This window comes from Collinsella sp. wc0583 (genome assembly GCF_046116915.1).
Classification (GTDB): Bacteria; Actinomycetota; Coriobacteriia; order Coriobacteriales; family Coriobacteriaceae; genus Collinsella.
Window position 1 is genome coordinate 12,392 of sequence record NZ_JBJXBN010000010.1, and the last position, 23,841, is coordinate 36,232.

Annotated in this window: 23 protein-coding genes; 11 read left to right on the top strand and 12 right to left on the bottom strand. The window is 60.2% G+C overall.

The features are described 5' to 3' along the window. Positions 1-65 precede the first annotated feature (65 nt). The 6 genes from ACKUUJ_RS09355 to ACKUUJ_RS09380 all read left to right on the top strand — a co-directional run bounded on the left by ACKUUJ_RS09355 (position 66) and on the right by ACKUUJ_RS09380 (position 5,803). A complete protein-coding gene (locus ACKUUJ_RS09355; RefSeq protein ID WP_409065395.1) occupies positions 66-1,595 on the top strand; it encodes a diguanylate cyclase domain-containing protein in 1,530 nt (509 codons plus the stop codon). A gap of 74 nt (positions 1,596-1,669) precedes the next feature. Beyond that, positions 1,670-2,293, top strand: coding sequence for a flavodoxin family protein (locus ACKUUJ_RS09360; RefSeq protein WP_195535824.1), 624 nt, complete (start codon positions 1,670-1,672; stop codon positions 2,291-2,293). A gap of 11 nt (positions 2,294-2,304) precedes the next feature. Beyond that, positions 2,305-2,646, top strand: a complete 342-nt coding sequence (locus ACKUUJ_RS09365; RefSeq protein ID WP_409065396.1) for an arsenate reductase family protein — start codon at positions 2,305-2,307, stop codon at positions 2,644-2,646. An 86-nt stretch (positions 2,647-2,732) separates the two neighbouring features. Next, the gene (locus tag ACKUUJ_RS09370; protein ID WP_409065397.1) at positions 2,733-3,863 is read left to right on the top strand and encodes a CobW family GTP-binding protein; all 1,131 of its coding nucleotides are present in this window, start codon (positions 2,733-2,735) and stop codon (positions 3,861-3,863) included. Positions 3,864-3,958: 95 nt separating this feature from the next. Next, positions 3,959-4,558, top strand: coding sequence for a tRNA (cytidine(34)-2'-O)-methyltransferase (locus tag ACKUUJ_RS09375; protein ID WP_117820871.1), 600 nt, complete (start codon positions 3,959-3,961; stop codon positions 4,556-4,558). Positions 4,559-4,702: 144 nt separating this feature from the next. Next, positions 4,703-5,803 carry an ATP-binding protein gene (locus tag ACKUUJ_RS09380; RefSeq protein ID WP_409065398.1) on the top strand — a complete coding sequence of 367 codons (1,101 nt, stop codon included), beginning with the start codon at positions 4,703-4,705 and terminating at the stop codon, positions 5,801-5,803. Positions 5,804-5,842: 39 nt separating this feature from the next. Here ACKUUJ_RS09380 and ACKUUJ_RS09385 read toward each other — a convergent pair whose 3' ends face one another. The 4 genes from ACKUUJ_RS09385 to ACKUUJ_RS09400 all read right to left on the bottom strand — a co-directional run bounded on the left by ACKUUJ_RS09385 (position 5,843) and on the right by ACKUUJ_RS09400 (position 12,353). Then, the gene (locus ACKUUJ_RS09385) at positions 5,843-8,356 is read right to left on the bottom strand and encodes an excinuclease ABC subunit UvrA (protein ID WP_409065399.1); all 2,514 of its coding nucleotides are present in this window, start codon (positions 8,354-8,356) and stop codon (positions 5,843-5,845) included. After that, positions 8,349-9,467 (bottom strand): AAA family ATPase, encoded by a 1,119-nt coding sequence (locus ACKUUJ_RS09390; protein ID WP_409065400.1) that lies wholly within the window; start codon positions 9,465-9,467, stop codon positions 8,349-8,351. Before ACKUUJ_RS09390 ends, ACKUUJ_RS09385 begins: the two co-directional genes overlap by 8 nt. A gap of 93 nt (positions 9,468-9,560) precedes the next feature. Continuing rightward, on the bottom strand, positions 9,561-11,564 hold the full coding sequence (locus ACKUUJ_RS09395; protein ID WP_409065401.1) for a GTP-binding protein: 2,004 nt from the start codon (positions 11,562-11,564) through the stop codon (positions 9,561-9,563). A gap of 300 nt (positions 11,565-11,864) precedes the next feature. Further along, complete coding sequence (locus ACKUUJ_RS09400; protein WP_409065402.1) at positions 11,865-12,353, bottom strand: GNAT family N-acetyltransferase; 489 nt, start codon at positions 12,351-12,353, stop codon at positions 11,865-11,867. A 77-nt stretch (positions 12,354-12,430) separates the two neighbouring features. Here ACKUUJ_RS09400 and ACKUUJ_RS09405 point away from each other — a divergent pair, with 77 nt between their 5' ends. Then, the gene (locus tag ACKUUJ_RS09405; protein ID WP_118081365.1) at positions 12,431-12,727 is read left to right on the top strand and encodes a hypothetical protein; all 297 of its coding nucleotides are present in this window, start codon (positions 12,431-12,433) and stop codon (positions 12,725-12,727) included. 48 nt (positions 12,728-12,775) lie between these two features. Here the strand turns inward: ACKUUJ_RS09405 and ACKUUJ_RS09410 are convergent, their stop codons facing one another. After that, complete coding sequence (locus ACKUUJ_RS09410; RefSeq protein WP_118081367.1) at positions 12,776-13,480, bottom strand: class I SAM-dependent methyltransferase; 705 nt, start codon at positions 13,478-13,480, stop codon at positions 12,776-12,778. A 63-nt stretch (positions 13,481-13,543) separates the two neighbouring features. Further along, positions 13,544-13,687 (bottom strand): hypothetical protein, encoded by a 144-nt coding sequence (locus ACKUUJ_RS09415; RefSeq protein WP_409065403.1) that lies wholly within the window; start codon positions 13,685-13,687, stop codon positions 13,544-13,546. 229 nt (positions 13,688-13,916) lie between these two features. On the opposite strand from ACKUUJ_RS09415, the gene ACKUUJ_RS09420 reads away from it, so the two are divergent. Further along, positions 13,917-14,318 (top strand): hypothetical protein, encoded by a 402-nt coding sequence (locus ACKUUJ_RS09420; RefSeq protein WP_117820863.1) that lies wholly within the window; start codon positions 13,917-13,919, stop codon positions 14,316-14,318. Between the two features lie 125 nt (positions 14,319-14,443). On the opposite strand, the gene ACKUUJ_RS09425 is transcribed toward ACKUUJ_RS09420, so the two are convergent. After that, positions 14,444-15,259, bottom strand: a complete 816-nt coding sequence (locus tag ACKUUJ_RS09425) for a putative RNA methyltransferase (RefSeq protein WP_409065404.1) — start codon at positions 15,257-15,259, stop codon at positions 14,444-14,446. Between the two features lie 178 nt (positions 15,260-15,437). Here ACKUUJ_RS09425 and ACKUUJ_RS09430 point away from each other — a divergent pair, with 178 nt between their 5' ends. Then, positions 15,438-16,820, top strand: a complete 1,383-nt coding sequence (locus ACKUUJ_RS09430; protein ID WP_409065405.1) for an MATE family efflux transporter — start codon at positions 15,438-15,440, stop codon at positions 16,818-16,820. 27 nt (positions 16,821-16,847) lie between these two features. Here ACKUUJ_RS09430 and ACKUUJ_RS09435 read toward each other — a convergent pair whose 3' ends face one another. Further along, positions 16,848-17,714, bottom strand: a complete 867-nt coding sequence (locus ACKUUJ_RS09435; RefSeq protein ID WP_409065406.1) for a LysR family transcriptional regulator — start codon at positions 17,712-17,714, stop codon at positions 16,848-16,850. Between the two features lie 158 nt (positions 17,715-17,872). Between ACKUUJ_RS09435 and ACKUUJ_RS09440 the strand changes: the two genes are divergently transcribed. After that, positions 17,873-18,775, top strand: coding sequence for a DMT family transporter (locus ACKUUJ_RS09440; protein ID WP_409065407.1), 903 nt, complete (start codon positions 17,873-17,875; stop codon positions 18,773-18,775). A gap of 88 nt (positions 18,776-18,863) precedes the next feature. Next, positions 18,864-19,589: a uracil-DNA glycosylase gene (locus ACKUUJ_RS09445; RefSeq protein WP_195503453.1), complete on the top strand. Its 726-nt coding sequence runs from the start codon at positions 18,864-18,866 to the stop codon at positions 19,587-19,589. Between the two features lie 148 nt (positions 19,590-19,737). Here ACKUUJ_RS09445 and tnpA read toward each other — a convergent pair whose 3' ends face one another. From tnpA to ACKUUJ_RS09465, 4 genes are all read right to left on the bottom strand, one after another. Next, positions 19,738-20,208: an IS200/IS605 family transposase gene (gene tnpA / locus ACKUUJ_RS09450; protein WP_346964807.1), complete on the bottom strand. Its 471-nt coding sequence runs from the start codon at positions 20,206-20,208 to the stop codon at positions 19,738-19,740. A gap of 197 nt (positions 20,209-20,405) precedes the next feature. After that, the gene (locus ACKUUJ_RS09455; protein WP_195363950.1) at positions 20,406-21,086 is read right to left on the bottom strand and encodes an SDR family NAD(P)-dependent oxidoreductase; all 681 of its coding nucleotides are present in this window, start codon (positions 21,084-21,086) and stop codon (positions 20,406-20,408) included. Between the two features lie 9 nt (positions 21,087-21,095). After that, positions 21,096-21,818 carry a VUT family protein gene (locus ACKUUJ_RS09460; RefSeq protein WP_022093974.1) on the bottom strand — a complete coding sequence of 241 codons (723 nt, stop codon included), beginning with the start codon at positions 21,816-21,818 and terminating at the stop codon, positions 21,096-21,098. Positions 21,819-21,974: 156 nt separating this feature from the next. Next, a complete protein-coding gene (locus ACKUUJ_RS09465) occupies positions 21,975-23,588 on the bottom strand; it encodes a peptide chain release factor 3 (protein ID WP_055252215.1) in 1,614 nt (537 codons plus the stop codon). Positions 23,589-23,841 lie beyond the last annotated feature (253 nt).

Below are 23,841 nucleotides of genomic sequence, written 5' to 3' on the forward strand. Positions count from 1 at the left end.
CCCCAATCCAAGCCGAATTGGGGATATGATACAAACCACTGTTCCGCCCAAGGAGGTTATCCATCATGAACGAGTCGTATCGCATGGGCGAGCAATCGATTATTGTCTATCTTCAGCGACTTGCGAATGGCGTCTCGACCGCCGAACTCGATGTTGCCGCGCTGCCCGCTGGGCTACGCGCCGTTGGTGAGCAACTGCAAAAGACGCATGCCATCCTGCAACAAGAGCGCCAGCTGCTTGAGTGCAACGCCTATATCGATTCGCTCACCAATTTGGGCAACCGCGGCGGACTCGACCGTCACGTCGAGCAGCTCTGGCGCAAAGGCGACCCCTTCACCTGCGCCTATATTGATATCGACCATCTCAAGCATTGTAATGATAGGTTTGGCCACGCCGAAGGCAATCGCTATATTCTGAGCATCTGCCGCACGCTCTCCGAAACCATGAAGCATGATGAGATGCTGTTCCGTATCGGTGGAGACGAGTTTGTGCTTATCTCGCTCTTTGCAAACGAGACTGAACTCGAGCAGCGCTTGGAGCAGGTACGTACCGGGCTGATCGAGGCGAGCTCAGGTGGCAAGGCGCCCATGATCGCCAGCTTTAGCTTTGGCTGCTCGCGCGTCGATCCGCTTGCAGGCGATTCGCGTCGCCAGATGACAATGGATGCCGATCGCAAGATGTATCGCTATAAGCTTATGCATCGTGTGCAGCAACCGAAAGACAATGACGTGCCGCAACGCCCAATCGTCGATCAGCTTCCCTGCAACGACCGGGTGTTCCAAGCGATCTCCATGAGCTCCGAGACGCGCTATCCGTTCATCCTTAACCTCGATACTGGAGAATCGCAATGGTCGGTTAACGCCGTGCGCGATTTTGACCTGCCCTCCCAGCACCCTTTTAACTCACTCGACATGTGGCTCGCCCGCGTTCATCCCGAGGACCGCGACAACGTACGCGCCGAGCTCGACATGGTGATAAACGGCACGTGGCACTTCCACTTCATGCAGTATCGCGTAATGGATGCCACCGGAAAATACGTGCTTTGCGACTGCACGGGCTACCGTTTGGACGGCACCGATACCGAGCCCAGCATGTATGTGGGCATTATCATCAACCGAAGCCTAGCGGATACGACCGATTCCGTGACCGGTCTGGGCGATATTCACGCCCTGGTCAACGCCATTGGAGAGATGCGCCGCGTGGCGCGCGAGGCAGGCTTTATTGCCATTAAGGTTGACGATATCGCCGAGGTCAATGCCCGCTTTGGATTCGATGCAGGCGACCGCGTGCTCGCCGAAAGCGCCGCCTGCCTTATGGAATGCTCGCGCGGCAAGGGTCGCCTGTTCCGCTCAACGGGACCAATGTTCGTGGCGCTTTTCGATGAGCTCGGCCCCGAGGCAATCGACGAGCTCGCAAACGAAATCGAACGATTCCTGGGTTCTCCCGTACTCATCGGCTCGCTTGAATATCAGCCGCCCATTCGCGTGGCCACGCTCCATCTGAACAGCGTTGGCCGACAGCCCGTTTCCATTTTGAACGAGCTCAAAGCGTTGCTCGGTAAAGCCGTGCAGGTTCCAGGTACCAAACTGGATTAGCACCGCGCCCGCACCGCCTCCCCCATCGTGCGATAATCCTCTGCAGAAGTCACCAACAGCAGAGGGAGTTTGTGATGAAGGTTCTTTTGGTCAATGGCAGTCCCAAGGCAAACGGCAACACCGCCCGCGCACTCGCCGAAGTCGCCGAGCAACTCAACGCCGAGGGTATCGATACCGAGGTGTTCCAGCTGGGCGCCAAGCCCATTCGCGACTGCATTGGCTGTGGCCAGTGCGGCAAGCTCGATTGCCGCTGCACCTTTGACGACGACGTGGTGAACGAGCTGATCGCTGCCGCCGAGCAGGCAGATGGCTTCGTCTTTGGCTCGCCCGTCTACTATGCGCACCCCAGCGGACGCATCCTTTCGGCCCTCGATCGCGCCTTCTATGCAGGCGGACATGCCTTTGAGCACAAACCCGGCGCCGCGGTCGCCGTCGCCCGTCGCGGCGGCACGTCGACCACCTTCGATGTGCTCAACAAGTACTTCACCATTAAGCAGATGCCCGTAGTTGCTTCCACCTACTGGAACAACGTGTTTGGCCGCGTGCCCGGCGACGCCGATGGGGACGCCGAGGGCCTTGCCACCATGCGAAACATCGGCAAAAACATGGCCTGGCTCCTGCGCTGTATCGAGGCAGGACAGGCCGCCGGTATCAACGCACCCGAGGCAGATCGAGCAACGACCAACTTCATTCGATAGAGCGGCGGAGCATGAATATCCAGATTTTTGGAACCAAAAAGTCTTTCGATACCAAGAAGGCCCAGCGCTTCTTCAAAGAGCGCCGCATTAAGGTGCAGTTTATCGACCTTAAGGAAAAGGAGATGAGCAAGGGCGAGCTCACGAGCGTGATGCAAGCGGTCGGCGGCATCGACGAGCTGCTCAACCCCAAGGCCAAGGACGAGGAGACGCTCGCGCTCATCCAGCACCTCACCCCCAGTCAGCGCTTCGACAAACTGCTCGAGAATCAGCAGGTCTTGGCCGAGCCCATCGTGCGCAACGGCAAAAAGGCCACCGTCGGTTATTGCCCCGATGTATGGGGAGCCTGGGAGTAGCCTGTGTTATTTGCCGGCGCGTGGGTATAAGAGCAGGCGTTTGGCATAAGATTCAACTGTAAGCCATGTCTAACAAAGGAGGGCACATGCCCAACAAACCCGTGAAGATCATCATGCTTACCGGATACCTCGGTGCCGGCAAGACCACGCTGCTCAACCACATCCTCGCTAACGACGGCGGCATCCGCGCCGCCGTGATCGTCAACGATATCGGCGAGATCAATGTCGACGCCAGTCTTATCGCCGACGGCGGCCTTTCCGAGAACGACGACCTCATCCCGCTCACCAACGGCTGCATCTGCTGCACGCTTTCGGACGACCTGGCCAACCAGCTGCAGGGCATTGCCGATTCGGGCAAGTTCGACTACATCATCATCGAGGCATCGGGTATTTGCGAGCCTATCCCCATCGCCTACACCATCTCGAGCTTCTGCGACGAGGCCAAGGTGGGCGGCGAGCCCAAGCTCGCGCTCGACAACATCGTGGCCGTGGTCGACTGCGCCCGCATGTACGACGAGTTCAACGGCGGTCGCGACCTGCTGGCTGAGGATATCGACGAGGACGACATCGAAAGCCTGCTCATCCAGCAAATCGAGTTCTGCTCCACGCTGATCCTTAACAAGACCGATACCGTGACGCCCGAGCAGATCGCCGAGCTCAAGGCCATCGTGCGCAGCCTGCAGAAGGACGCCGTGATCGTCGAGGCCCAAAACGGCGAGGTCCCCATGGAGGAGCTGCTCGATACCGACCGCTTCGACTTTATGCGCGCCTACAACTCCGCCGCCTGGATCGAGGCCATGGAGCATCCCGAGGAGCACGACGACCCCGAAGTGCTCGAGTACGACATCGAGACCTTTGTGTACTCGCGCCGCAAGCCGTTTGACCTGCAGAAGTTCACTGATTTTGTTGAGCAGGAGTGGCCCGACGAGGTCATCCGCGTCAAGGGTCCGCTGTGGCAGACCGGTGATCCGGACATGTGCTACATGTTTGAGCAGGCCGGCCACCAGATGCGCCTGATGGAGAACGGCCTGTTCGTTGACTCCGCGCCCGAGGGCGAGAAGCAGAAGATCATCGACGAGAACCCCGAGATCATGCAAATTTGGGACGACGAGACGGGCGACCGCATGACGAGCCTGTGCATCATCGGCCGTCACGTGGACAAGGACGCGCTCATCGCCTCCCTCGATGCCTGCCTGACCGACTGGCACCGCGCCTAGGTTTATCCAAGCGGGCATTTTTCCGCCTATGTAACTGCCAAACCACCACGAAGGTGCCCTTCGTGGTGGTTTTTCGTTCTGAGCCAAGGAGATTCATGTTCAACATTGTGCTGTATGCGCCCGAGATTCCGGCCAATACGGGCAATATCGGCCGCACCTGCGTGGTTACCGGCACCCGCCTGCATCTGGTGGAGCCGCTGGGGTTTTCGCTCGACGACAAGACGGTACGTCGCGCCGGCCTGGGCTACTGGCAAAACTTGGACGTGACGACCTATGCCGGCTGGGAGGACTTCCTTGCGCGCAATGACCTCTCCCCTGCCGACGAACGCCTGCATCTGCTGACCAAAAAGGCACGCCGCACCTATGCGCAGAGTACCTACCGCGATGGCGACTACTTGGTCTTTGGCAGCGAGAGCTCGGGCATTCCCGAGGAGCTACTCGCTGCAGCGCCCACGTGCTGCGAGCGCATCCCGATGCTGCGCGATTGCGATTCGCTTGACAACGCCGAGGCCTGGGAAACCCACGAGGAATCGCTGGGGCATACCGAGGACAGCCACGAGGCCATCCTTCAACAGGACATCTGCGGCAACTTCGTCAATCCGAACGACTACCGCATCAGCGCACTCAACCTCTCCAACAGCGCCGCCATCGTCCTCTACGAGGCTCTGCGCCAAACAGGCTTTCCGGGAATGTGACAAAGGAACTTTCCCTTTGTTACATTTAAGCGCCACGCCGATGGCACGCACGCCTAATTGATGCTCTAGATAAAGAGCCCTCATTTTTAATCAGAATTAACTAAAGTAAAATGAAGTTAAACGGCGGTGTGAAAGGAGAGCCTTGTGAAATACCTCGAAAACCCGTTTACCCCTAGTTTTGGCGAGGTTCCTGCCCATCTCGCTGGCAGACAACAGATTATTCGGGATTTGGACCGTGCCTTCTTGAGCCAGCGCAGGCGCCCAGAATTGACCTCGATCTTCTCGGGCGCGCGTGGAACCGGTAAAACCGCTCTCATGTCGTCGCTCGCGACAAGGGCGGAATCCCACGGCTGGATAGCCGTAAAGACGACCGCGCTCCCGGGAATGCTTGAGGAAATCGAGCTCGGGACGAAACGTGCCGCAGCCCATCTCATCGACTCGTCCACCCACTTCGAAGTCACCGGCCTCGGAATTGCACCGCTCGGCAGCATCGAGGTCAATCGCGTTCACGATGCCTCAACCTGGCGTTATCGCATGAGCGACATCATCGACCAGCTCAACGAGGCGGGCACCGGTCTGCTCGTCACGGTTGACGAGGTGGACCCGACACTCGACGAGATGATTCAGCTTGCAGCGACGTATCAGCACTTTGTGACCGATGGGAAACGCGTCGCCCTGCTCATGGCGGGACTTCCCAACAACGTCTCGACGTTGCTGAACCACAAGACGGTCTCGTTCCTTCGCCGCGCCCAACAATATCATCTGGGTCGCATTGCCGACTATGACGTACGCGAGGCCTTGATTCGCACAATTCAGGAAAACGATCGCCTGGCAGATGCTGAGGGAATCGATAGAGCCGTTCGCTCGATCTCTGGTTTTCCCTTCCTATTGCAACTCGTAGGCTACCGTGCCTGGGATCTCACAAGCGATTCGAAGGAAATCTCGTCACGCGACTTTGACCTGGGAATCAAAATCGCGCGTGACGAGATGGACGACCGAATCCTTGCGGCAACCTATCGGGAACTCACTGCAGAGGACAAGCGATTCCTCATCGCCATGCTCGATGACGAGGAAGAGTCCACCACCGCTGACCTTGTCGAGCGCCTTAAGCGTTCGCCGCAGCAGGTCTCCCGCTACCGACGCCGCATGATAGATGCCGGCATCATTGGAGAACGCGGGCGCGGAATCGTCGCTTTTGAATTGCCATTCTTCCGCGACTATCTCGCAGCTCAACGCGTGAAATAGAAGTCAATGCGACAAAGGGGTGCCCCTTTGTCGCATCGCCTATAGATAGCGGCCGGTAATGCTCTTGGAGCAGGCCGCGATGTCGCCCGGCGTGCCGGCGCAGACGATTTGCCCGCCCGCGTCGCCACCGCCCGGGCCCATGTCGATCACGTAATCGGCGTTACGGATAAGATCGAGGTCGTGCTCGATCACGACAACCGTGGCGCCCTTGGCAACAAGGCCGTCAAACACGTTCAACAGCACCTGAACATCGAGCGGATGTAGTCCGATCGTGGGCTCGTCAAATACGAATACGGCATCGTCCTGCACGCGGCCCATCTCGCTCGCAAGCTTAAGGCGCTGCGCCTCGCCGCCCGAAAGCGCCGGCGTGGGCTCACCAAGCGTGAGATAACCCAATCCCAGGTCGTGCAAGGTCTGCAAGCGCGTCTGAACTTTCTTGAGTCCCAGTGTGGCGTCGATGGCCTCGTCCACGCTCATGTCCATGAGCTGCGGCAACGTAAGCAGACTCCCGTCCTTGCCCTCGCGATGGATATGCGAAGCCGCGTCTGCATAACGCGAACCACGACATGCCGGGCAGACGATCTCGACGTCGGGCAGAAACTGCACGTCGAGCGATATCGAGCCCGTGCCATCGCACGTAGGGCAGCGCAAGGCGCCAGTGTTGTAGCTAAAGGCACCCGCCTTGTAGCCGGCTGCCTTGGCCTCGGGCGTACGGGCGAAGGCGCGGCGCAGCTCATCATGGATGTCGGCATAGGTCGCCACCGTCGAGCGCACGTTGGCGCCGATAGGCGTGGCGTCAATCAGGTTGGCGCGTGCGATACCCTCGGCGTCGACCCAGCGCACATGGCTTGGCAGGCGCTCGCCAGCTGCCTGGGCTCTAAGCGCCGGAATGAGCGTCTCGAGCACCAACGTCGTCTTGCCCGAACCCGAAACGCCCGTCACCGCGACAAGACGGCCGCGCGGAATATCGACTTCGAGCGGCTTGACGGTATGGATGGCATTAGTTGCCATGCGGATGTGGCCCTGATCAAACATTTCCTCGTCAGTCACCTGCGGGCGCAAGCGCTTGGGATCTGCGCGCAAAAACGGTGCGATGCGGCTGTCCTGCGATTGCTCGACCTCGTCTACCGTACCGGCAGCGATCACGTTACCGCCGCCTGCTCCGGCAACGGGGCCCATCTCGACCAGATAGTCGGCTTCCGCCAGCACGCGCGTGTCGTGGTCGACAACAACCACGGTGTTGCCGTCATCCACCAGATCGCGCATCACGCCCACCAAGCCATCGACATTGGCAGGATGCAAGCCGATCGAGGGCTCGTCCAGCACATAGAGCACGCCTGTCGATCGGTTGCGCACCACGCGGGCAAGCTGCACGCGCTGGCGCTCACCCGTGGAGAGCGTGGCACCGGCGCGATCGAGCGAAAGATAATCGAGACCCAGGTCGACCAGGCGGCGGGCCGCGCTCAAAAACGAATCGCAGATATCCGTCGCCATGGGCCGCATCTCGGCTGGCAAGGATGCGGGCACCCCGCGCACCCACTCAATCGCCTCACCCAGCGTCATGGCCGCCGCCTGCGCCAGATTGATACCGCGCACCTGGGGCTGGCGCGCAGCCTCGGAAAGACGCGTACCACCACAGTCGCGGCATGGCCCCTCGCGCAAAAAGCGCGCAACGCGTTTGAGGCCCTTGTCGTCCTTAACCTTGGCGAGCGCATTCTCGACGGTATAGACGGCGTTGTAATAGGTGAAGTCGAGCGGCGTGGCGCCCTCGCCGTTTTTTGGAACGTAGAGAATGTGCTTTTTAACCGCTGGACCATGGAACACGATGTCGCGCTCTTGAGGCGTGAGCTGGTTAAACGGCACGTCGGTGCGTACGCCCATCTCGCCGGCTACCTGCTTCATCAGATCCCACATGAGCGTACCCCAAGGAAGGACCGCGCCCTCGTTGATGGTCTTTGCCTCGTCGGGCACCAGGCTCGCCTCGTCCACCTCGCGCATGACACCAGTGCCGCCGCAGGTAGAGCACGCGCCGCCGCTGTTAAACGCAAGGTCCTCGGCGCTCGGCGCGTAGAACTCACGACCGCATGCAGGGCACGCGAGCGACAGGCCTGCGGCAACGTTAAGGCTCGGCTCCACACGCGCCCCGCAATGCGGGCACACATGATGGGCGCAACGGCTAAAGAGCAGACGCAGGCTATTGTTGAGTTCAGTCATGGTGCCAAAAGTGGACCGCACGCCCGGCACGCTGGGGCGCTGATGCAATGCGAGTGCCGCCGGCACGTGCAATACCTCATCCACCTGAGCGTGCTCGGCCTGCGTCAGGCGACGGCGGGTATAGGTGCTGAGCGCCTCCAGGTAACGGCGCGAGCCCTCGGCATAAAGAACCCCCAGCGCCAGCGAACTCTTGCCCGAACCCGACACGCCGGCAATGCCCACAAGCTTTCCCAGCGGAATATCGATATCGATGTCCTTAAGGTTATGGACGCGCGCGCCACGCACCTCGATAGCCTGCGGGCTCATCTTCTGTTCCGTCACCTTTATCACCCTACTCATGCCATAAAACTCGATCGCGAACGTACGCGCCCAGCATGGGCACGGTAAACCGGACGAGGCCGTATCCGGCAGCCTCGATGACGCGCTCGCGAATCAGGCTTGCGCGATATTTACTCGCCCAGCTCTGAGTGCGATCGCAGCGCTCAATGATGTCCGCCATTCGCGTCGGTTTACCCTCGTCAGCCGCCATGGCCTCGATAAAGAGGCGCTGCGGACTGCGCAACCCGTAATACAAGGGAGCGTCGACCGCTTCATAGAACTCGGAGACGGCATCGGCGTAGCCAGCCTCGACATCGCGCCTTTCAATGACTTGCGAGTTGCGCCGGACAGCAGACCGCCACATGTAATAGCCCACCAGCTGAACCATATAGGGATGCCCCATGCTTTTGCGCGCCGCAAGGTCCGCCGTCTCCGCGTCAACGTAAAGACCAGCGTCTTTGACCGTCTGGATATACGAATCGCGCACCTTGGGCAAAGATATCGCCCCCAGCGTACGCTGCTGGGCACGCCGCAAAAACGTCACGCTCGGCTCTTCGAGCAGATCGTCAACCATACTGGGTAAGCCGGCAAAAACAAGCGCAAGGCCGCGCTGGTCGCTATCGGACAAGCCCGTGGCATCCTGGTCTCCGAGCACCTGCTGATAGAGAACGGCAAGAGCCGCCAGCTCCTCGATAGACGCAGATTGAGCCTCGTCAATCGCAAACAGTATGCCCTTGCCTGGACCGAGCTTCTTGAGGCGCTCGTTGACCAGCCCTCGCAACGTCTCGCCCTTTGCTCGCGCCGCCTCGACTGACATCCGCCCAAACGACGGACCGAACTCCATTGACGTTACAACGGGTTTATTCGAGCGAAGCGCGTCGGCCAAGCGGTCGCATAAGCCAAGCGAAGCGGAATCGGAGACAACCGCCCATCCGCGCTCGCTGGCCAGACGTTGCAGCTCCCGCAGGAGAACTGTCTTGCCGCAGCCGCGGTTTCCCGTAATGAGCATGAGCCTGCCCGGCGCTCCGGCGCCGTTATCGAGCCCTTCCGCAAAATCTTCGATGACCGACTCGCGACCGATGAGTATCGGAGGCCGCTTGCCAGCCGTGGGCTTAAAGGGATTTGGATTCATGTCGGTCTCCTCGGATTGGCAAACCCTGGTAATAGTTATACCAACTTATACCGAGTTATACCAATAACATGTGACAAAGAAACTGTCCCTTTGTCACATGTGGCCGAAAAACTCGGCGTCTGCTGCTCGCCAGGGGCGGAAGGTGGCGGGATTGATCTTTACGTGCGCCGCGGCGGGCACGTCGTACCATTTGACCGTGTAACCGGCGCCGTGAGAGCAAAAGACCGAGTCGGGCGTGTTGGGCAGATCGGCCTCGGGCTCATAAGCGGCAGTCTCGATTACGCGCTCGGCATCATGGCAAGCCGCATAGCCGGCAAACTCCAGGTACAGATGTCCGCGACCGCTCGTGTAGGCAGCCACCTCCAGCGCGTAATCCTGCACCTCGGATGCCGGCACGCGACCCATAAGCTTCGCCCGGTCTCCCGCCATCGTCGGCGGCTCGTACTCGGCACCCATGCGCGTGGCATCCGAGAGCGCCCGGCCCACGCACTCCCCCGGCACCTCGAGCTCAAAGCGATACCACGGCTCCAACAGCACCGCCGCGCCGGCCTCACTCGCTTGCATGAGCCCCTGGCGAATCGCGCGATACGTGGCCTGGCGAAAATCACCGCCCTCGGTGTGCTTGGCATGCGCGCGGCCGCCCGTGAGTGTAATGCGCACATCGGTGATGGGCGAGCCCGTCAGCACGCCCAGGTGGTCGCGCTCCATGGCGTTGGTGAGCGCCAAACGCTGCCAGTTAAGATCGAGCTCGTCGGTCGAGGTCACGGTGCCAAACTGCACGCCCGAACCCGCTGCCAACGGCTCCAGGCGCAGATGCACCTCGGCATAGTGGTGCAGCGGCTCAAAGTGGCCCACGCCCTCGACCGGCTGCGAAATAGTCTCCTTATAGAGAATGCCGCCAGACTCAAACGCAACCGAAAGGCCAAAACGATCGGTCAACACCCGCTGCACGACCTCGAGTTGCACAGCGCCCATCAACTGCAAATGAATCTGCTCTAGATGCGTATTCCAGCTTACGCCGAGCATGGGATCTTCGTCCGCCAGCTCAGTCAACGCTTTGAACACCGCATGGACATCGTGTTCGCCCGGAAGCACCGTATAGGTGAGAACCGGCGCAATGACGGGCGCATCGCCCGCGGGCTCCGCGCCCAGGGCGTCCCCTGGGCGAACATGCGCAAGACCCGTCACAGCACAAATACCGCCAGCAGCAACTTCTTGGGCAAGCTCATACTTTTCGCCGTTATAGATGCGTACCTGATCGACCTTCTGCTCCCATGCCTCGGCGCCGGAACGTCCGTCAATCATCTGCTTGGCATGCAGCGTGCCGCCGGTCACTTTAACCCAAGCCAAGTGCTCGCCGCGATCCCCGCGGCTGACACGATAGACGCGCGCGGCAAACTCCGGAAGCCATGCCTGTTCACGCATCAGCGCGCATATGCCGTCCAGCAGCTCGTCCACGCCTTGGTCCTTGAGCGCCGACCCGGCAAAGCAGGGAAAGAGTTTGCGCTCGGCAACCATGCGCGACAGCGTTGCGACAGAAAGCTCGCCCGCCTCAAGAAACTCCTCGAGCGCTTCTTCGTCTAACGCGGCAGCGTCCTCCTGAACGGCCCCGCCCGCCAGCAGTTCGCTGGCATCCAAGCAGCCCTCGGAGAGACGTTGCCCAAGTTGTGCCAGCAAAACATCGCGGCCGGGATTCTCCAAATCGATTTTATTGATATAGATGAACGTCGGGATGTCATAGCGCGCAAGCAGGCGCCACAGGGTTTCGGTGTGCCCCTGCACGCCGTCGTTGGCGCCCACAACTAAAATCGCGTAGTCCAGCGCGCGCAATGTGCGCTCCGCCTCGGCCGAAAAATCGACATGCCCCGGTGCATCCACGAGCATGACGTGGGTATCGCCATGGTCGAGCACGGCCTGCGACGAGAAGATCGTAATGCCACGCTCACGCTCGATCGCGTTCGTGTCCAGATGCGAATCGCCATCGTCCACGCGGCCGCGCTTGCGAATGCGACCCGCGTTGAACAACATGGCCTCGGCCAGCGTGGTCTTGCCGGCATCGACATGCGCCAAGATTCCAACGACCGCTTGCTTCGACATGGCTCTCCTCTTATTGCAAGCCCATCGCACGCGGCAACGGGCATCCTCGTTCCAAACTGGATGATACAATGTACGGGCCGGCGGGCGAAGCGAGCCCTATCCCCCGACCGAGCTCATCGCCCCGCGTTGCCGCGCAGCGATTTTCGTAGGTTCGCGCCTTGCGAAAGCCGGCACCTCCCCTTTTTGTCTGCCCGGGCTCATCTGGGGCGATAACAACGCGAGCCCCACAACAACGCGTTTTACCAAAAATGGCCCCACTCGGGGCCATTTTTGGTAAAACGCTGGTATGTGGCTCGGCCTTTATGCCTCGCGCAGCCAATCAAACGCGACGCGCGGCGTACCGTCCGACACATATACGATACCGGCGCGCTTAAACCCGGCCTTGGCGATGGCTCCCTGCATGGGTAGGTTGTCCTGATGCGTGTCGATGCGCAGGTGATCGGCGCGTTCCTTGGCAAAGGCAAACATCGCAGCCGCGATACCGTGCGCGGTGCCATCGGACGCCACACGGTGCAGCACAGCATACGGGGCGTCGCTGCGCCACTGGCCGCCCTCGATCACATCGTAGGAACTGTCCGGCCCCGGCAGAATGGCAAACGTCGCCACCACGCGTCCGTCTTCCTCGCACACATAGCTGCCACCGGCGGCGATATCGGCAGCCAGCTGCTCGCCCGAAGGCGTGCCCTCGGGCCACTGCGTCGTGTTGCCATGTGCGCGCATAAAGGCGCGGGCCGCGTCATAGATGGCCATGACGGCGGGAATGTCGGTATCGAGGGTTTTTCTGATCATCACGCGGCGACCTCACGTTTATTGGTATCACTTTGATTGAGCAATGATACCAACGTTTGGAGAAGGGCGCGAAGCAGATGGGAAGCAAAAAGCGAGCCGCCTGGTCAAAGGCCAAAAGCGAGTTTTTGAGCGCTGCTACTGGCGGCGATATGAGCGACCTGTTTGCACGCGAGGACGAGCGCCGCGACGCCCTGGACGCCGAGCGCGATGAAGCCTGGCGCTACAAATCGTGCGAGCGCAAAAACCGTTACGACACGCGCGCCGAGGCCGAGGCAGTTATGGCCGACTGCGAAAACCGCGGACGCCGCGGGCTGGCCTGCTACAAATGCGAATACTGCGGCGGCTGGCACTTGACGTCGCACCCTTGGAAATAGGCGCCGCATCGGCACGGCATTGACGGAGCGCCAGCCATCGCACGCAAGCTACGGGCGCGGCGGCACCAACACATCGTAGCGAACGGCCTTGCCCGCAAGTTGATAGCTCGGCTTAACGCCGGCAAGCAGCGGCCCCTTCACCGGCCGCTTGATAACGACCTTGCGCGGGCGCGCCGCAAGCGCAGCTTCGACCAGCGTCTCCTCATCGGCGCACGGCTGCTCCAGATGGTGCAAGAGTTGGAACTTCTTTTTCACCGCCGCGCTCTTGGTGCGCTCGGGAAACATGGGATCCAGATATACCACGTCGGGGGCGGCAAGCTCGCCCCGCCCGATCAGCTCAGCCGTATGGCGAAGGCCGGCAATGCTGTCCTCGCCCGCATGTAAGCGCATGCGCGACACGGCAGCCGCAAGCGCCGGATCATCTGCCGCGCGATCCAGGGCATCCTTGAGGAGCGCCGCGATCACGCAATCCTGCTCATACAGATCGACGGTAAAGCCCGCGGCCGCCAACAGCAGCGAATCCTCGCCAAAGCCTGCCGTGGCATCAATCGCCCATGGGCACTCGATGCCTTTTGCGCGCGCAGCCTTTACCAACAGCTCTTGCTGCAGACGGCCCTGCTTGAGCCGCGGAAGCATGCGGTCAAAATCGGCACGCAGCTCCATCGTGCCGTCGGTGAGCGTGAGGCCCTCGGACTTCCCGATCAGCTCAAGCCCCGCGGCCCGAGCAACAGAAAAGGGATCGACGACGCCCATGGGCACTCCTTAGCAAGCAAAACGAATACGCGAGTGCCGTTTATGCCAGCACCCAACCGTCCGCTATTGTCCCACATGCGACATGGTCCACAGCATCGCAATGCAAAGCACCGCCATCAATCCCGTGCACACGGCAGCGATCACAGAATCACCCATGCGCCTTCCCAACGACTGCGGCTCACGCACTTGCCCTGCTCCGTACATCATGACTCCTCCTTGAGACCAGCTCCTTGTTACGGCCTCATCATCGCAGCGCCGCACATGGGCTGCCATCGATTTGGCTTACGTCCAGCTTTCCTTTTTGAAAGGTTGGACCGTACAGGCAAGAGACGCTTTCAAACGCATGCATCGCCCCGTTGAACTACAATGTGCTTCACGATATGTGCCGCAACCTGGGTGCGACAGATTCTCCGCGCCCGCATCGAAAGGACCAGCTATGAGCGCCGCTCGCAAGACACTCAAAATCCTTGCCCTGATTTATTTTGTTCTGGGCATCGCCAGTCTCGTCATTGGAATCGCCGGCATCGCGACCGGCAACCTCGATTCCACGTACGGGTCGAACGCCATGCTCGCCGCGGTCGTGCTGGTCGCCAAGGGCCTCATCGATCTCGCCGCAGGTGTTGCGGGCATCAAGGGCGCCAACAAGCCTTCGCAGGTGGATGCTGCGTTTAAGCTCGGCATCGTTGCCGCAATCGCCACGATTGCGCAGGCCGCGCTCACGCTTCCCGCGCTCGGCGGCAGCGCCGTCAATATCGTCGCCTTTGTCATCGTGGTGTACGACCTGTTCTTTGTTCAGCAGGCACACGCCGTTAAGGCCGAGAACAAGGACCGCCTGTAAGCGCTCGCTTCTCATAACCTCTGCAGCCAAGCAACTAAAAAGGGCCGATCGCGCATCTCCGCGGTCGGCCCTTTGCGTTTGCCCAGATAAAACCTGCCAAAATAAACCTGTCCCTTTTTGGTAGGTTAGCAGTGGCGGTACTCGGCGATGATGAAGTCGATATCGGTCTGGAGCGTGTCCAAATTTGCCAGGCGCTCTTTGTCGGCAGGGCGTGTGCGGTAGTAGTACGGCGTCATCTGGAACACCGCCTCGATGTCGGCCTGGGTCTGGAGCGTAATATTCGCAGATACCCGCTGCGTTCCGACCAACTCGAGCTCGGTAGTCTTCGGCAGCTTCTCGTCGTTAAGGTACGGCGTATCGTAGAGCACTTCCTTAAGCCCAAACAGATGACGGGCACCCGGCACCACGGTGTAGAGCGAGCCCTCCGGCGCCAGCACGCGGGCAAACTCGCGCTCGTTAAAGGGAGCAAAGAGCTCGGTCACCATATCGAAGGCGCCATCGGCCACGGGGATGTCCTTCATGTTGGCCACGAAGTAGGTCGCATCGCCGCGCTTGGCGGCAAGGCGCACCATCTCTTTGCCCAGGTCAAAGCCGTAAGCATCCACGCCCGGCACCGCGCCCATGGCGCTGGTGTAGTAGCCCTCGCCGCAGCAAATATCGAGCAAGGTCAGTTGCTTGCCCGTATACGCCCCGTGCTCTGCCGCCCGCTCGTGCACCAGCTCGACCATCGCATCGCGCAACGGCGCATAGTAACCGCGGTTCAGAAAGTCGCGACGGCTGCGTGCCTGCGACTTGGGATCGCCCATGGAGTCGCCGCTCTTGGACGAGCGCAGGAGATATAGATAGCCCTCGCGCGCACGGTCAAACCGGTGCCCACCCGCGCATGCAGCACCGCGTTCGTCATCCACCAGCGGCTCATGGCAAACGGGACACAACAACATGGCAACTCCTTAGCGCGAACAACACAACGCCCACCATTGTCGCACGCCTTCCCCGCCTAGTCATTGGGGACGTTCTTGAATGAGTAATCGTTTTAGAACGTCCCCAATGACTAGGCGATTAGGAGTATCATCGTCTGCGCAAATAAGCACAAAAGAGCATGTTAGAGATTGAGAGCGTATGGCTGACACCGTATCTAAGCACATTGACATGACCACCGGATCGCTGTGGCGCAATGTTCCCCTGTTCGCCTTCCCTGTGGCCGCCACGAGCATCTTGGAGCAACTGTCGAACCTCATCGCCACGGTCATCATCGGTAACTTCTCGGGCGACCAGGGAACCCTCGCCATGGCGGCGGTCGGCTCCAATGTTCCGCTTACCAGTCTTATGCTCAACCTGTTTATTGGCATGTCGCTTGGCTCCAACGTGGTCATCGCCAACGCTATCGGCCGCAACGATCAGAACATGGTCAAACGCGCCGTCCATACCTCGATTCTTATGGCACTTGTGGGCTTTGTCGTCATCGCACTGGGCGAGATCTTTGCCGAGCCCATGCTCGCCGCGCTCAACGTTCCCGCCGAAACCATGCCGCTCGCTTCGCTCTACCTACGCGTCTTTTTGCTCAGCATGCCCTCGATCTTGCTTTACAACTTTGAGGCCGCGATCTTCCGCTCCGTCGGCATCACCCGCATGCCGCTGCAGGCGCTTGCCGTGTCCACCGTCCTCAACATTGGCCTGGACCTCATCTTTGTCCCCGTACTCCACTGGGGCGTCGCGGGCGTCGCCATCGCCACCGCCATCGCCTACACCGTCAGCGCCGCTACGCTCTTTATCCGCCTGCTCAAGACCGACTCCGTCGTCCGCGTCACCCCGCGCGACCTGGCTATCGACCCCGTCGCCCTCAAGCGCATCGTCAAGATCGGCCTGCCCGCCGGCATCCAGAGCGCCGTCTTTGCCGTCGCCAACATCATCATCCAGTCTGCTATCAACAGCCTGGGCACCGAGGTCATGGCGGCATCGAGCGCCGCTATGAGCTTGGAGTACGTATGCTACAACCTGCTCAACAGCTTTAGCCAGGCTTGCACAACCTTTGTGGGACAAAACCACGGTGCCCGCCAGATCGACCGCTGCACCAAAACGCTCAAGGTCTGCCTGGTCGAAGGCGGTATCGTTGCACTCACCACGATTGTCGTCATTGTCGGCCTGGGGCGCGAGATCTTGTCGCTGTTCAACAGCGATCCCAACATCGTCTCGATCGGCTATATCCGCGTGTGTTCGATCTTCCCGGCGTACGCCTTTAGCATGTTCTACGAAAACATGTCCGGCTACCTACGCGGCTTTGGTATCTCGCTCACGCCCGCCCTCATCACCATGATCTGCGTCTGCGGCATCCGCTTCTATTGGGTGTTCTGCGTGTTCCCGCACTTCCGCACCTTTGCGAACATCATGATGGTCTACCCCATCAGCCTGGGCACCACGGCGTTCTTTATGGTCGTGGCGGTACTACTTTGCCACCCGGCACGCACCTATCGCGCCACCCAAGCCAAAGCGACAGCCCGCTAGACACCGCACTCAACGCCACGCCAGTCATTAATTGACAATATGCGAGCTCATATAGTCGATAAAGCGCCTCGTGGCGATAGGCATGGTATCCCAGCTGCGCCAAGCTGCCACTACGTCGCGCGAGGGAGCATGCACGATGGGTCGCACACGAATATCGGCTCGCATGCCCTCCACAGTACGACGGTAGAGCATGCTCACGCCTAGGCCCTCCGCCACCATCGCCATGATGGTGTAGTCGTCAGTCACTTCACTCGTCACGTGCGGCGACAGCCCATGTGTCGCAAATGCATCGAGCACCAGGCTCTGTTCGCCCTCATCCAGCAGCACAAAGGGCTCGGACGCCAGGTCGGCGAGCGTCACCTTTTCCTTTGCCGCCAGCGGATGCGCAGCCGGCAGCAGCGCCACCAACTCGTCGTGATAGACCACACGCTTCTCGAGGCCTGCGGTAAACCCGCGCGCCGTAAAGCAAAAATCCACCACGCCGTCGTGCACCCACTGAGCGTTGCGCGTGTAATCGCCCTGCTTGAGGGTAAAGCGTACGCCCGGGTGCAGCGTACCAAAGTCGCGGATCACACGCGGCAGCACGGTACGGCTCACGTTGGTAAACGTCGCGATGCGAATATCGGTCGACGAAAGCCCCAGCAGCTCCTGGCGCTTGCCCTCGAGCTCGGCCTCGGCGGTCACAATCTGGCGCAGGTACGGCAGATACTGCTTGCCATCGCGCGTAAGCGAAACGCCCTGCTTTCCGCGCTCGATAAGCGTGGTGCCCAGCTCGCGCTCGAGCGCCTTGACGGCCTGGCTCACCGCACTTTGCGTATAGCCCAACTCGTCCGCCGCGCCCTTAAGACTGCCGCGATCGACCACCATACAAACAATCTGATACCGCGATGCCATCGTGCCTCCACATCAATGCAGCCGTAAAACGTTTTGCCAGCGCTTTTCCTAATGACATTAGCATTTCTTAATCATACTGAAGATACATTCGCTTTACTACATCCACATCTGGGAGCAGAATCCTTTTTACGAAACCGTTCTGTAACAAAAGGAGTCCCATGGATCGCAAAAAAGCAATCGCGCTCTCATTTTCCGTTCCCGTCGCATGGGGCTTTTCGTACCCCCTCATGAAGATCGGCATGGACAGTATGAACGCCACGAGCATCGTTGCGCTGCGCTGCATCATCGCCTTTGTGGCTTGCCTGCTGCTCTTCCACAAGCGCGCTTTCCGCATCAACCGCGACCTTATGGTCCGCGCTGCCATCATCGGCGCCATTATGGCAACCGAACTCACCTGCATGTGCCTGGGCTCCAGCCTCACCTCCGCCTCCACCGCCGGCTTTTTGCAGAGCCTGACGGTCGTGATCGTGCCGTTTGCCAACGCCGCCCTGCTGCGTCGTGCCCCCGAGCGCAAAGTGCTCGTCGGCACCGCCATCGTCACCTGCGGTATGTTGCTGCTCTCGGGCGCCGACTTCACCAGCCTGAACCCGGGCGCGCTCATCATGCTGCTCTCCGCTTTTGTCTATGCCGGCCATATCATTGTGGCGAAGCGCTTTGTCGAAGATGTCGACCCGCTGGCCCTGGGCGTTTGGCAGCTGGGCTTCGGCTGCTTATTCTCGGGTATCGCCGCATTCACCTTTGGCGGTTTCACGCTTCCCGGCACGCCGAGCGAGATTGTCGTTGTCGTCGCGCTCGCACTCATCTGCTCTGCCTATGGCTTTATCACCCAAACGCTCGTGCAGCCCCACGTGCCTGCCGAGACCACCGGCTTCGCTTTCTCGCTCGAGCCGGTCTGCTCTGCCGTCTTTTCGTTCTTCCTGGTCGGCGAGGTCCTGAACCCCATCGCCTTCTTTGGCGCCACCCTCATCCTCACCGGCGTCATGGTGGCAACCGTCGAGCTTCCGCGCCTCCGTGCACATGGACAGGCCCGTATGGCAGGAGCGCCCGAGCGCGTCTCGTAGACCCCGTTCTTCATACAGCCGTGTCATAAAGGCAACCGGTGCGCCTTTACAATAGATGCCAACAGAGCATCTACCATAAAGGAGCCCCATGGACACCGCAACCCGCGACCACAACATAGCAACTTGGTTGGGCGATGCGCCGCAGCCGGTACGTGACACTACGAACCAGCTGCTCGAGCGCATCGCCCTTTTGCGTGCCGAGCAGACTATCTACCCGGCACAAGACGACATCCTCAATGCCCTCGCCTACACGCCGGCCGACCAGGTCAAAGTTGTCATCTTGGGTCAGGACCCTTATCACGGTCCCAATCAGGCCATGGGACTGTCGTTCTCGGTCCCCGCAACGCAAACCAAGTTGCCGCCGAGCCTGCGCAACATCTATAAGGAACTCAAAGCCGATCTGGGTTGCCCCATTCCCGCCACGGGAGACCTAACACCATGGGCACAACAGGGCGTCCTGCTCCTCAACACCACGCTCACCGTGCGCGAGCATGCCGCGAACTCGCACGCCAAACTGGGCTGGAGCACCCTGACCGACTACGTTATCGAACGCTGCTGCCAGCTGCCCCAGCCGGTAGTCTTTTTGGCATGGGGTCGCTTTGCCCAGCAGATGGTCGAAGGCAAGCTCGCCGCAATCGGCGCGGGCAAAGCAACCGGCAAGTTCTGCCTGGCCTCTACGCACCCCTCGCCGCTTTCGGCCAACCGTGCCACGGCAGAACTCCCCGCTTTTATGGGGTCGCGCCCCTTCTCCGCTGCCAATCGGCTACTCGAACAGCACGGCTCGACCCCCGTCAACTGGACTTGCCTCAGCTAAAAATCGATACATCAAAACCACCCCTAAAAGGGGTGGTTTGCTCTTAGGGTATAACCCTTGGATTTCCGGCACGCGTCTAAAGGCGCCGGCCCTCACGGGGTTCGGGCCGCACTGCAGATTGACCCGTGACGGGCCGGTCAAACCGGCGCTATTTACGCCCCGGCCCCCTATCGAAGGGGTCCTCGTACTCCTTGACGCTCAGCCGGTCGATCGCGATGTCGGCCTTCTCCTGCTCCCGGATGTACTTCGCAATGGTGGCCTCGTTCAGGCCGACGGTGGACACGTAGTAGCCCTCGGCCCAGAACTTCCTGTTGCCGAACTTGTACTTCATGTTCGCGTGCTTGTCGAATATCATCAGCGAGCTCTTCCCCTTCAGGTAGCCCATCACGCTCGATACGCTGTACTTCGGCGGTATCGCCAGCAGCATGTGGACGTGGTCGGGCATCAGGTGCCCCTCGATGATCTCTATCCCCTTGTACTGGCAGAGTTTCCTGAAGATCTCCCCAAGGTCGGACCTTATTTGGTTGTAGATGACTTTGCGCCTATACTTCGGCGTGAACACGACGTGGTACTTGCACATCCACTTCGTGTGCGACAGGCTGTAGGCCTTCTGGGCCATACGCCACCACCGCCCTCTCGACTCGGATTCCTTGCGGCCTGAACAATCGCAAGTGTCCGGCGAGGGGGCGGCTTTGTAAAGCCGTTTGGCCCCACCCGCATAGCGGGTGGTTTCTGATGCGGCGCGCTGCGCGCCCCGCACAGGCTAAAGCCCGTAAATCAAAAACGCGCCCGACGGCTTTCCATCGGGCGCGTTTCCTATTCGGGCCAAATAAATTGTGTGCGGCCGGCCTCGCCGCCATCGATCAGCAGGCTCTGCCCGGTCATAAACCGGTTGGTCACGCCCACAAAGTAGATCCACTCGGCGATCTCTTGGGCGGTGGCCCAGCGTTTAAGCGGCGTGAGCTCCATAATCTGGTTCCACAGGTGTTCGTCTTCCATCACGCAACGGTTGAGCGGCGTGATAACGCCGCCCGGGTCCACACTGTTGGCGATGGCCTGCGGTGCCAGGCGGTTTGCAAGGTTCTTGGTGTAGGCGATAACGCCGCCCTTGCTGGCAGCATAGGCAGGAAACTCCGATCCCGTATGTCCGCTCGCCGACCCCACATTGACCACGGATTTGATAGCCAGTGTCGGCTTGGCGGCAAGCCCCTCCCCCACAAAGGCGTAGTGCTCGGTCACGTTGATGGTGCCACGCAGGTTGGCAGCAATATCGTCGGCCGAATCCTGCGTACCAGCAACGTTCACGATTACCTGGGGTTCAAGGTCGCCTGGAAACGAGTCAGGCTCGCGGACATCAACGATCAGATGGCGGTAGCGCTCGTGTTCGATCGCCGCCGGCAGCAGATCAAAGCCCACGACCTCGTGGCCCTCGTCCAAAAAGCGCTGCACGCACGCGGCTCCGATACCGCCCGAAGCGCCCGTGATCAAAACCCGCATACTTGCTCCTTAGGCGGTTGCGTGGCGCTCGAGGTACTCGGAACCCACATTCTCGCGCTCCCAGCCGCGCACGACCTTGTAGCCCACGGGGCTCAGGAAGACCTCGCACAGCAGCTCGGCGACAGCGCCGGTCAGCGAACACATAAGGACCTGCACCCAGGTCCAACCAAAGAACGTGTGGCTCACCACAATGGCAAAGACCAGGTTGTCGATAAACTGGCCAACACCCGTGGACACATAGGAGCGGAAGGCAAAGCTCGCAAAATTATTCTTTTTGAGCATACGGCCGAGCGACTGGTTGAGCGTGGAGTTAACCACGGCAGAAACGAGCATCGCCAGCGAAGAGCCCAGCACCACGTACCAGGTGCCGCCGATGGTGGCGTTGAGAGCAGTGTTGACCTCGATCATGCCCGTGTCGTAGTAAGCGCCCCACATGCCGGGCGTGAGCGAGCATGCCCAAAAGCACAGGCTCACGGCCAGGTTGACCAGCAGTGCGAGGATAGAAATTTTGATGGATGCCTTGGCGCCAAAGCGCTTGCAGATCATGTCCTGGCACAAAAACGAAACCCAGCTCACCACAAAGCCGCAATCGAGTGCCAGATATGGCAGACTGATAAGCTCTTTGTTGGCCAGCAGGTTCATCATGATAACGCTCACGAAAAACAGCGAAACCGTTGCCGCGGGAATGCTCCGCAACAGGACCTTGTAGTCCTCCATGACCTTCTTGATCATTATGTACTCCTTTGGTTTTAGGTTTAACGAGCAGGATATCGGACCCGAACTGCTCGGACGCCCCGGTCTTGAGACGACGGTGGGTATGATAGCCGCTCACACGGCATCAGGCAAGTAAATGGCGCGGCAGCCCCGCAGGGTCACCGCGCCGATGCGTTAAAAGGCCACGTTGCCAAACTCCGACAGGATAAGGTCGGGGTTGTGGTCGGTTGCCCAGTCCACGTTCCACGGGCTCGTGAACAGCAGCAGCTTGCCGCCGCGCATGTCCTCGACGCGCAGCGTGTCGCGCGTGAGCGAAAGGCCCGGGATATCGATGGTGTCGGGGTCGTTCTGGATCCAGCGGATGTCTGTATAGGGCAGCGGCTGGCGACGAACCTCAACACGGTACTCAGCCTTGAGACGGCGCTCAAGCACCTCAAACTGCAGCACGCCGACCACGCCCACGATGACGCTCTCCATACCGGCACCCAGCTCGCGGAAGATCTGGATGGCACCCTCCTGGGCAAGCTCCTCCATGCCCTTGACGAACTGCTTGCGCTTGAGCGTGTCGACCTGCGTAATGCGAGCGAACATCTCGGGGGCAAACGTCGGGATCTGCGGATACTGCACGTGGCGCTTGCCGGAGCACACGGTGTCACCGATGCTAAAGATACCCGGGTCGAACAGGCCCACGATATCGCCCGCGTACGCCTCGTCCACGATGGCACGGTCATCGGCCATCATCGACGTGCCCGTAGCAAGCTTGAGTTTGCGGTTGCCCTGCACGTGGAAGGCATCCATGCCGCGCTCGAACTTGCCCGAGCAAATGCGCACAAAGGCGATGCGGTCGCGGTGGTTCTTGTCCATGTTGGCCTGGATCTTAAACACAAAGCCGCTAAAGTCGTCGCGGCAGGGATCGACCGGCTCGCTGGTGAGCGTATCGGTATAGGCGCGCGGCGTCGGGGCCAGGCGCAGGAACTCCTTGAGGAAGGGCTCCACGCCAAAGTTGGTGAGCGCCGAGCCAAAGAACGCCGGGCTCAGCTTGCCGCAGGCCACGGCATCCAAGTCGAGCTCGTCGCCGGCGCCATCGAGCAGCTCGATATCGTCCATTAGGTTCTTATGGTTCTCCTCGCCAATGAGCTCATCCATGGCGGGGTCGCCCAGCTCGGCCTCGACCTCGGCGACCTTCTTGGTGGCGTTGGCGTGACCATCGCCCTCAAAGGCAATGACGCGACGGGTCTGGCGATCGAACACGCCGCGGAAGTTGCGGCCGCTGCCGATCGGCCAATTCATAGGATACGTATTGATGCCCAGGACGTTCTCGATCTCTTCCATGAGCTCAAACGGGTCGCGAGCCTCGTGGTCGAGCTTGTTCACAAAGGTAAAGATGGGAATGTGGCGCAGCGTGCAGACCTTAAAGAGCTTTTTGGTCTGGGCCTCGACGCCCTTGGCGCCGTCGATGACCATGACCGCGGCGTCGGCGGCCATAAGGGTACGGTAGGTATCCTCCGAGAAGTCCTGGTGGCCGGGAGTATCGAGGATGTTGACGCAGGCGCCGTTGTAGGTGAACTGCAGCACCGAGGAGGTAACGGAAATGCCGCGCTCCTTCTCGATGTCCATCCAGTCCGAAACGGCATGCTTGGCCGAGCTCTTGCCCTTGACCGAGCCGGCGGTCTGGATGCTGCCGGTATAGAGCAGCAGCTTCTCGGTAAGCGTGGTCTTACCGGCGTCCGGGTGGCTGATGATCGCGAATGTGCGGCGCGACGAGATTTCATCCGACAGGCTTGCCATGCGGATCCTTTCTTGCATTGAGTGCATTACGTCGTTGTAACCGCACTATTGTAGCCGCGAAATCTCGCTCTAGGGCGCCTATCAGGACAAATTCATCAGTCAGAACGTGAACGGCTAGTTATCGAAAGTATTCTGCAGCAGACTGTCTCAATCTGTAACAGCAGGCGACTCAAAACGGACCCAGATGTTACAGATTGAGACAAACGAACTTGTCCGCCGGCACAATCTCAATCTGTAACACCTGACCGCCCAA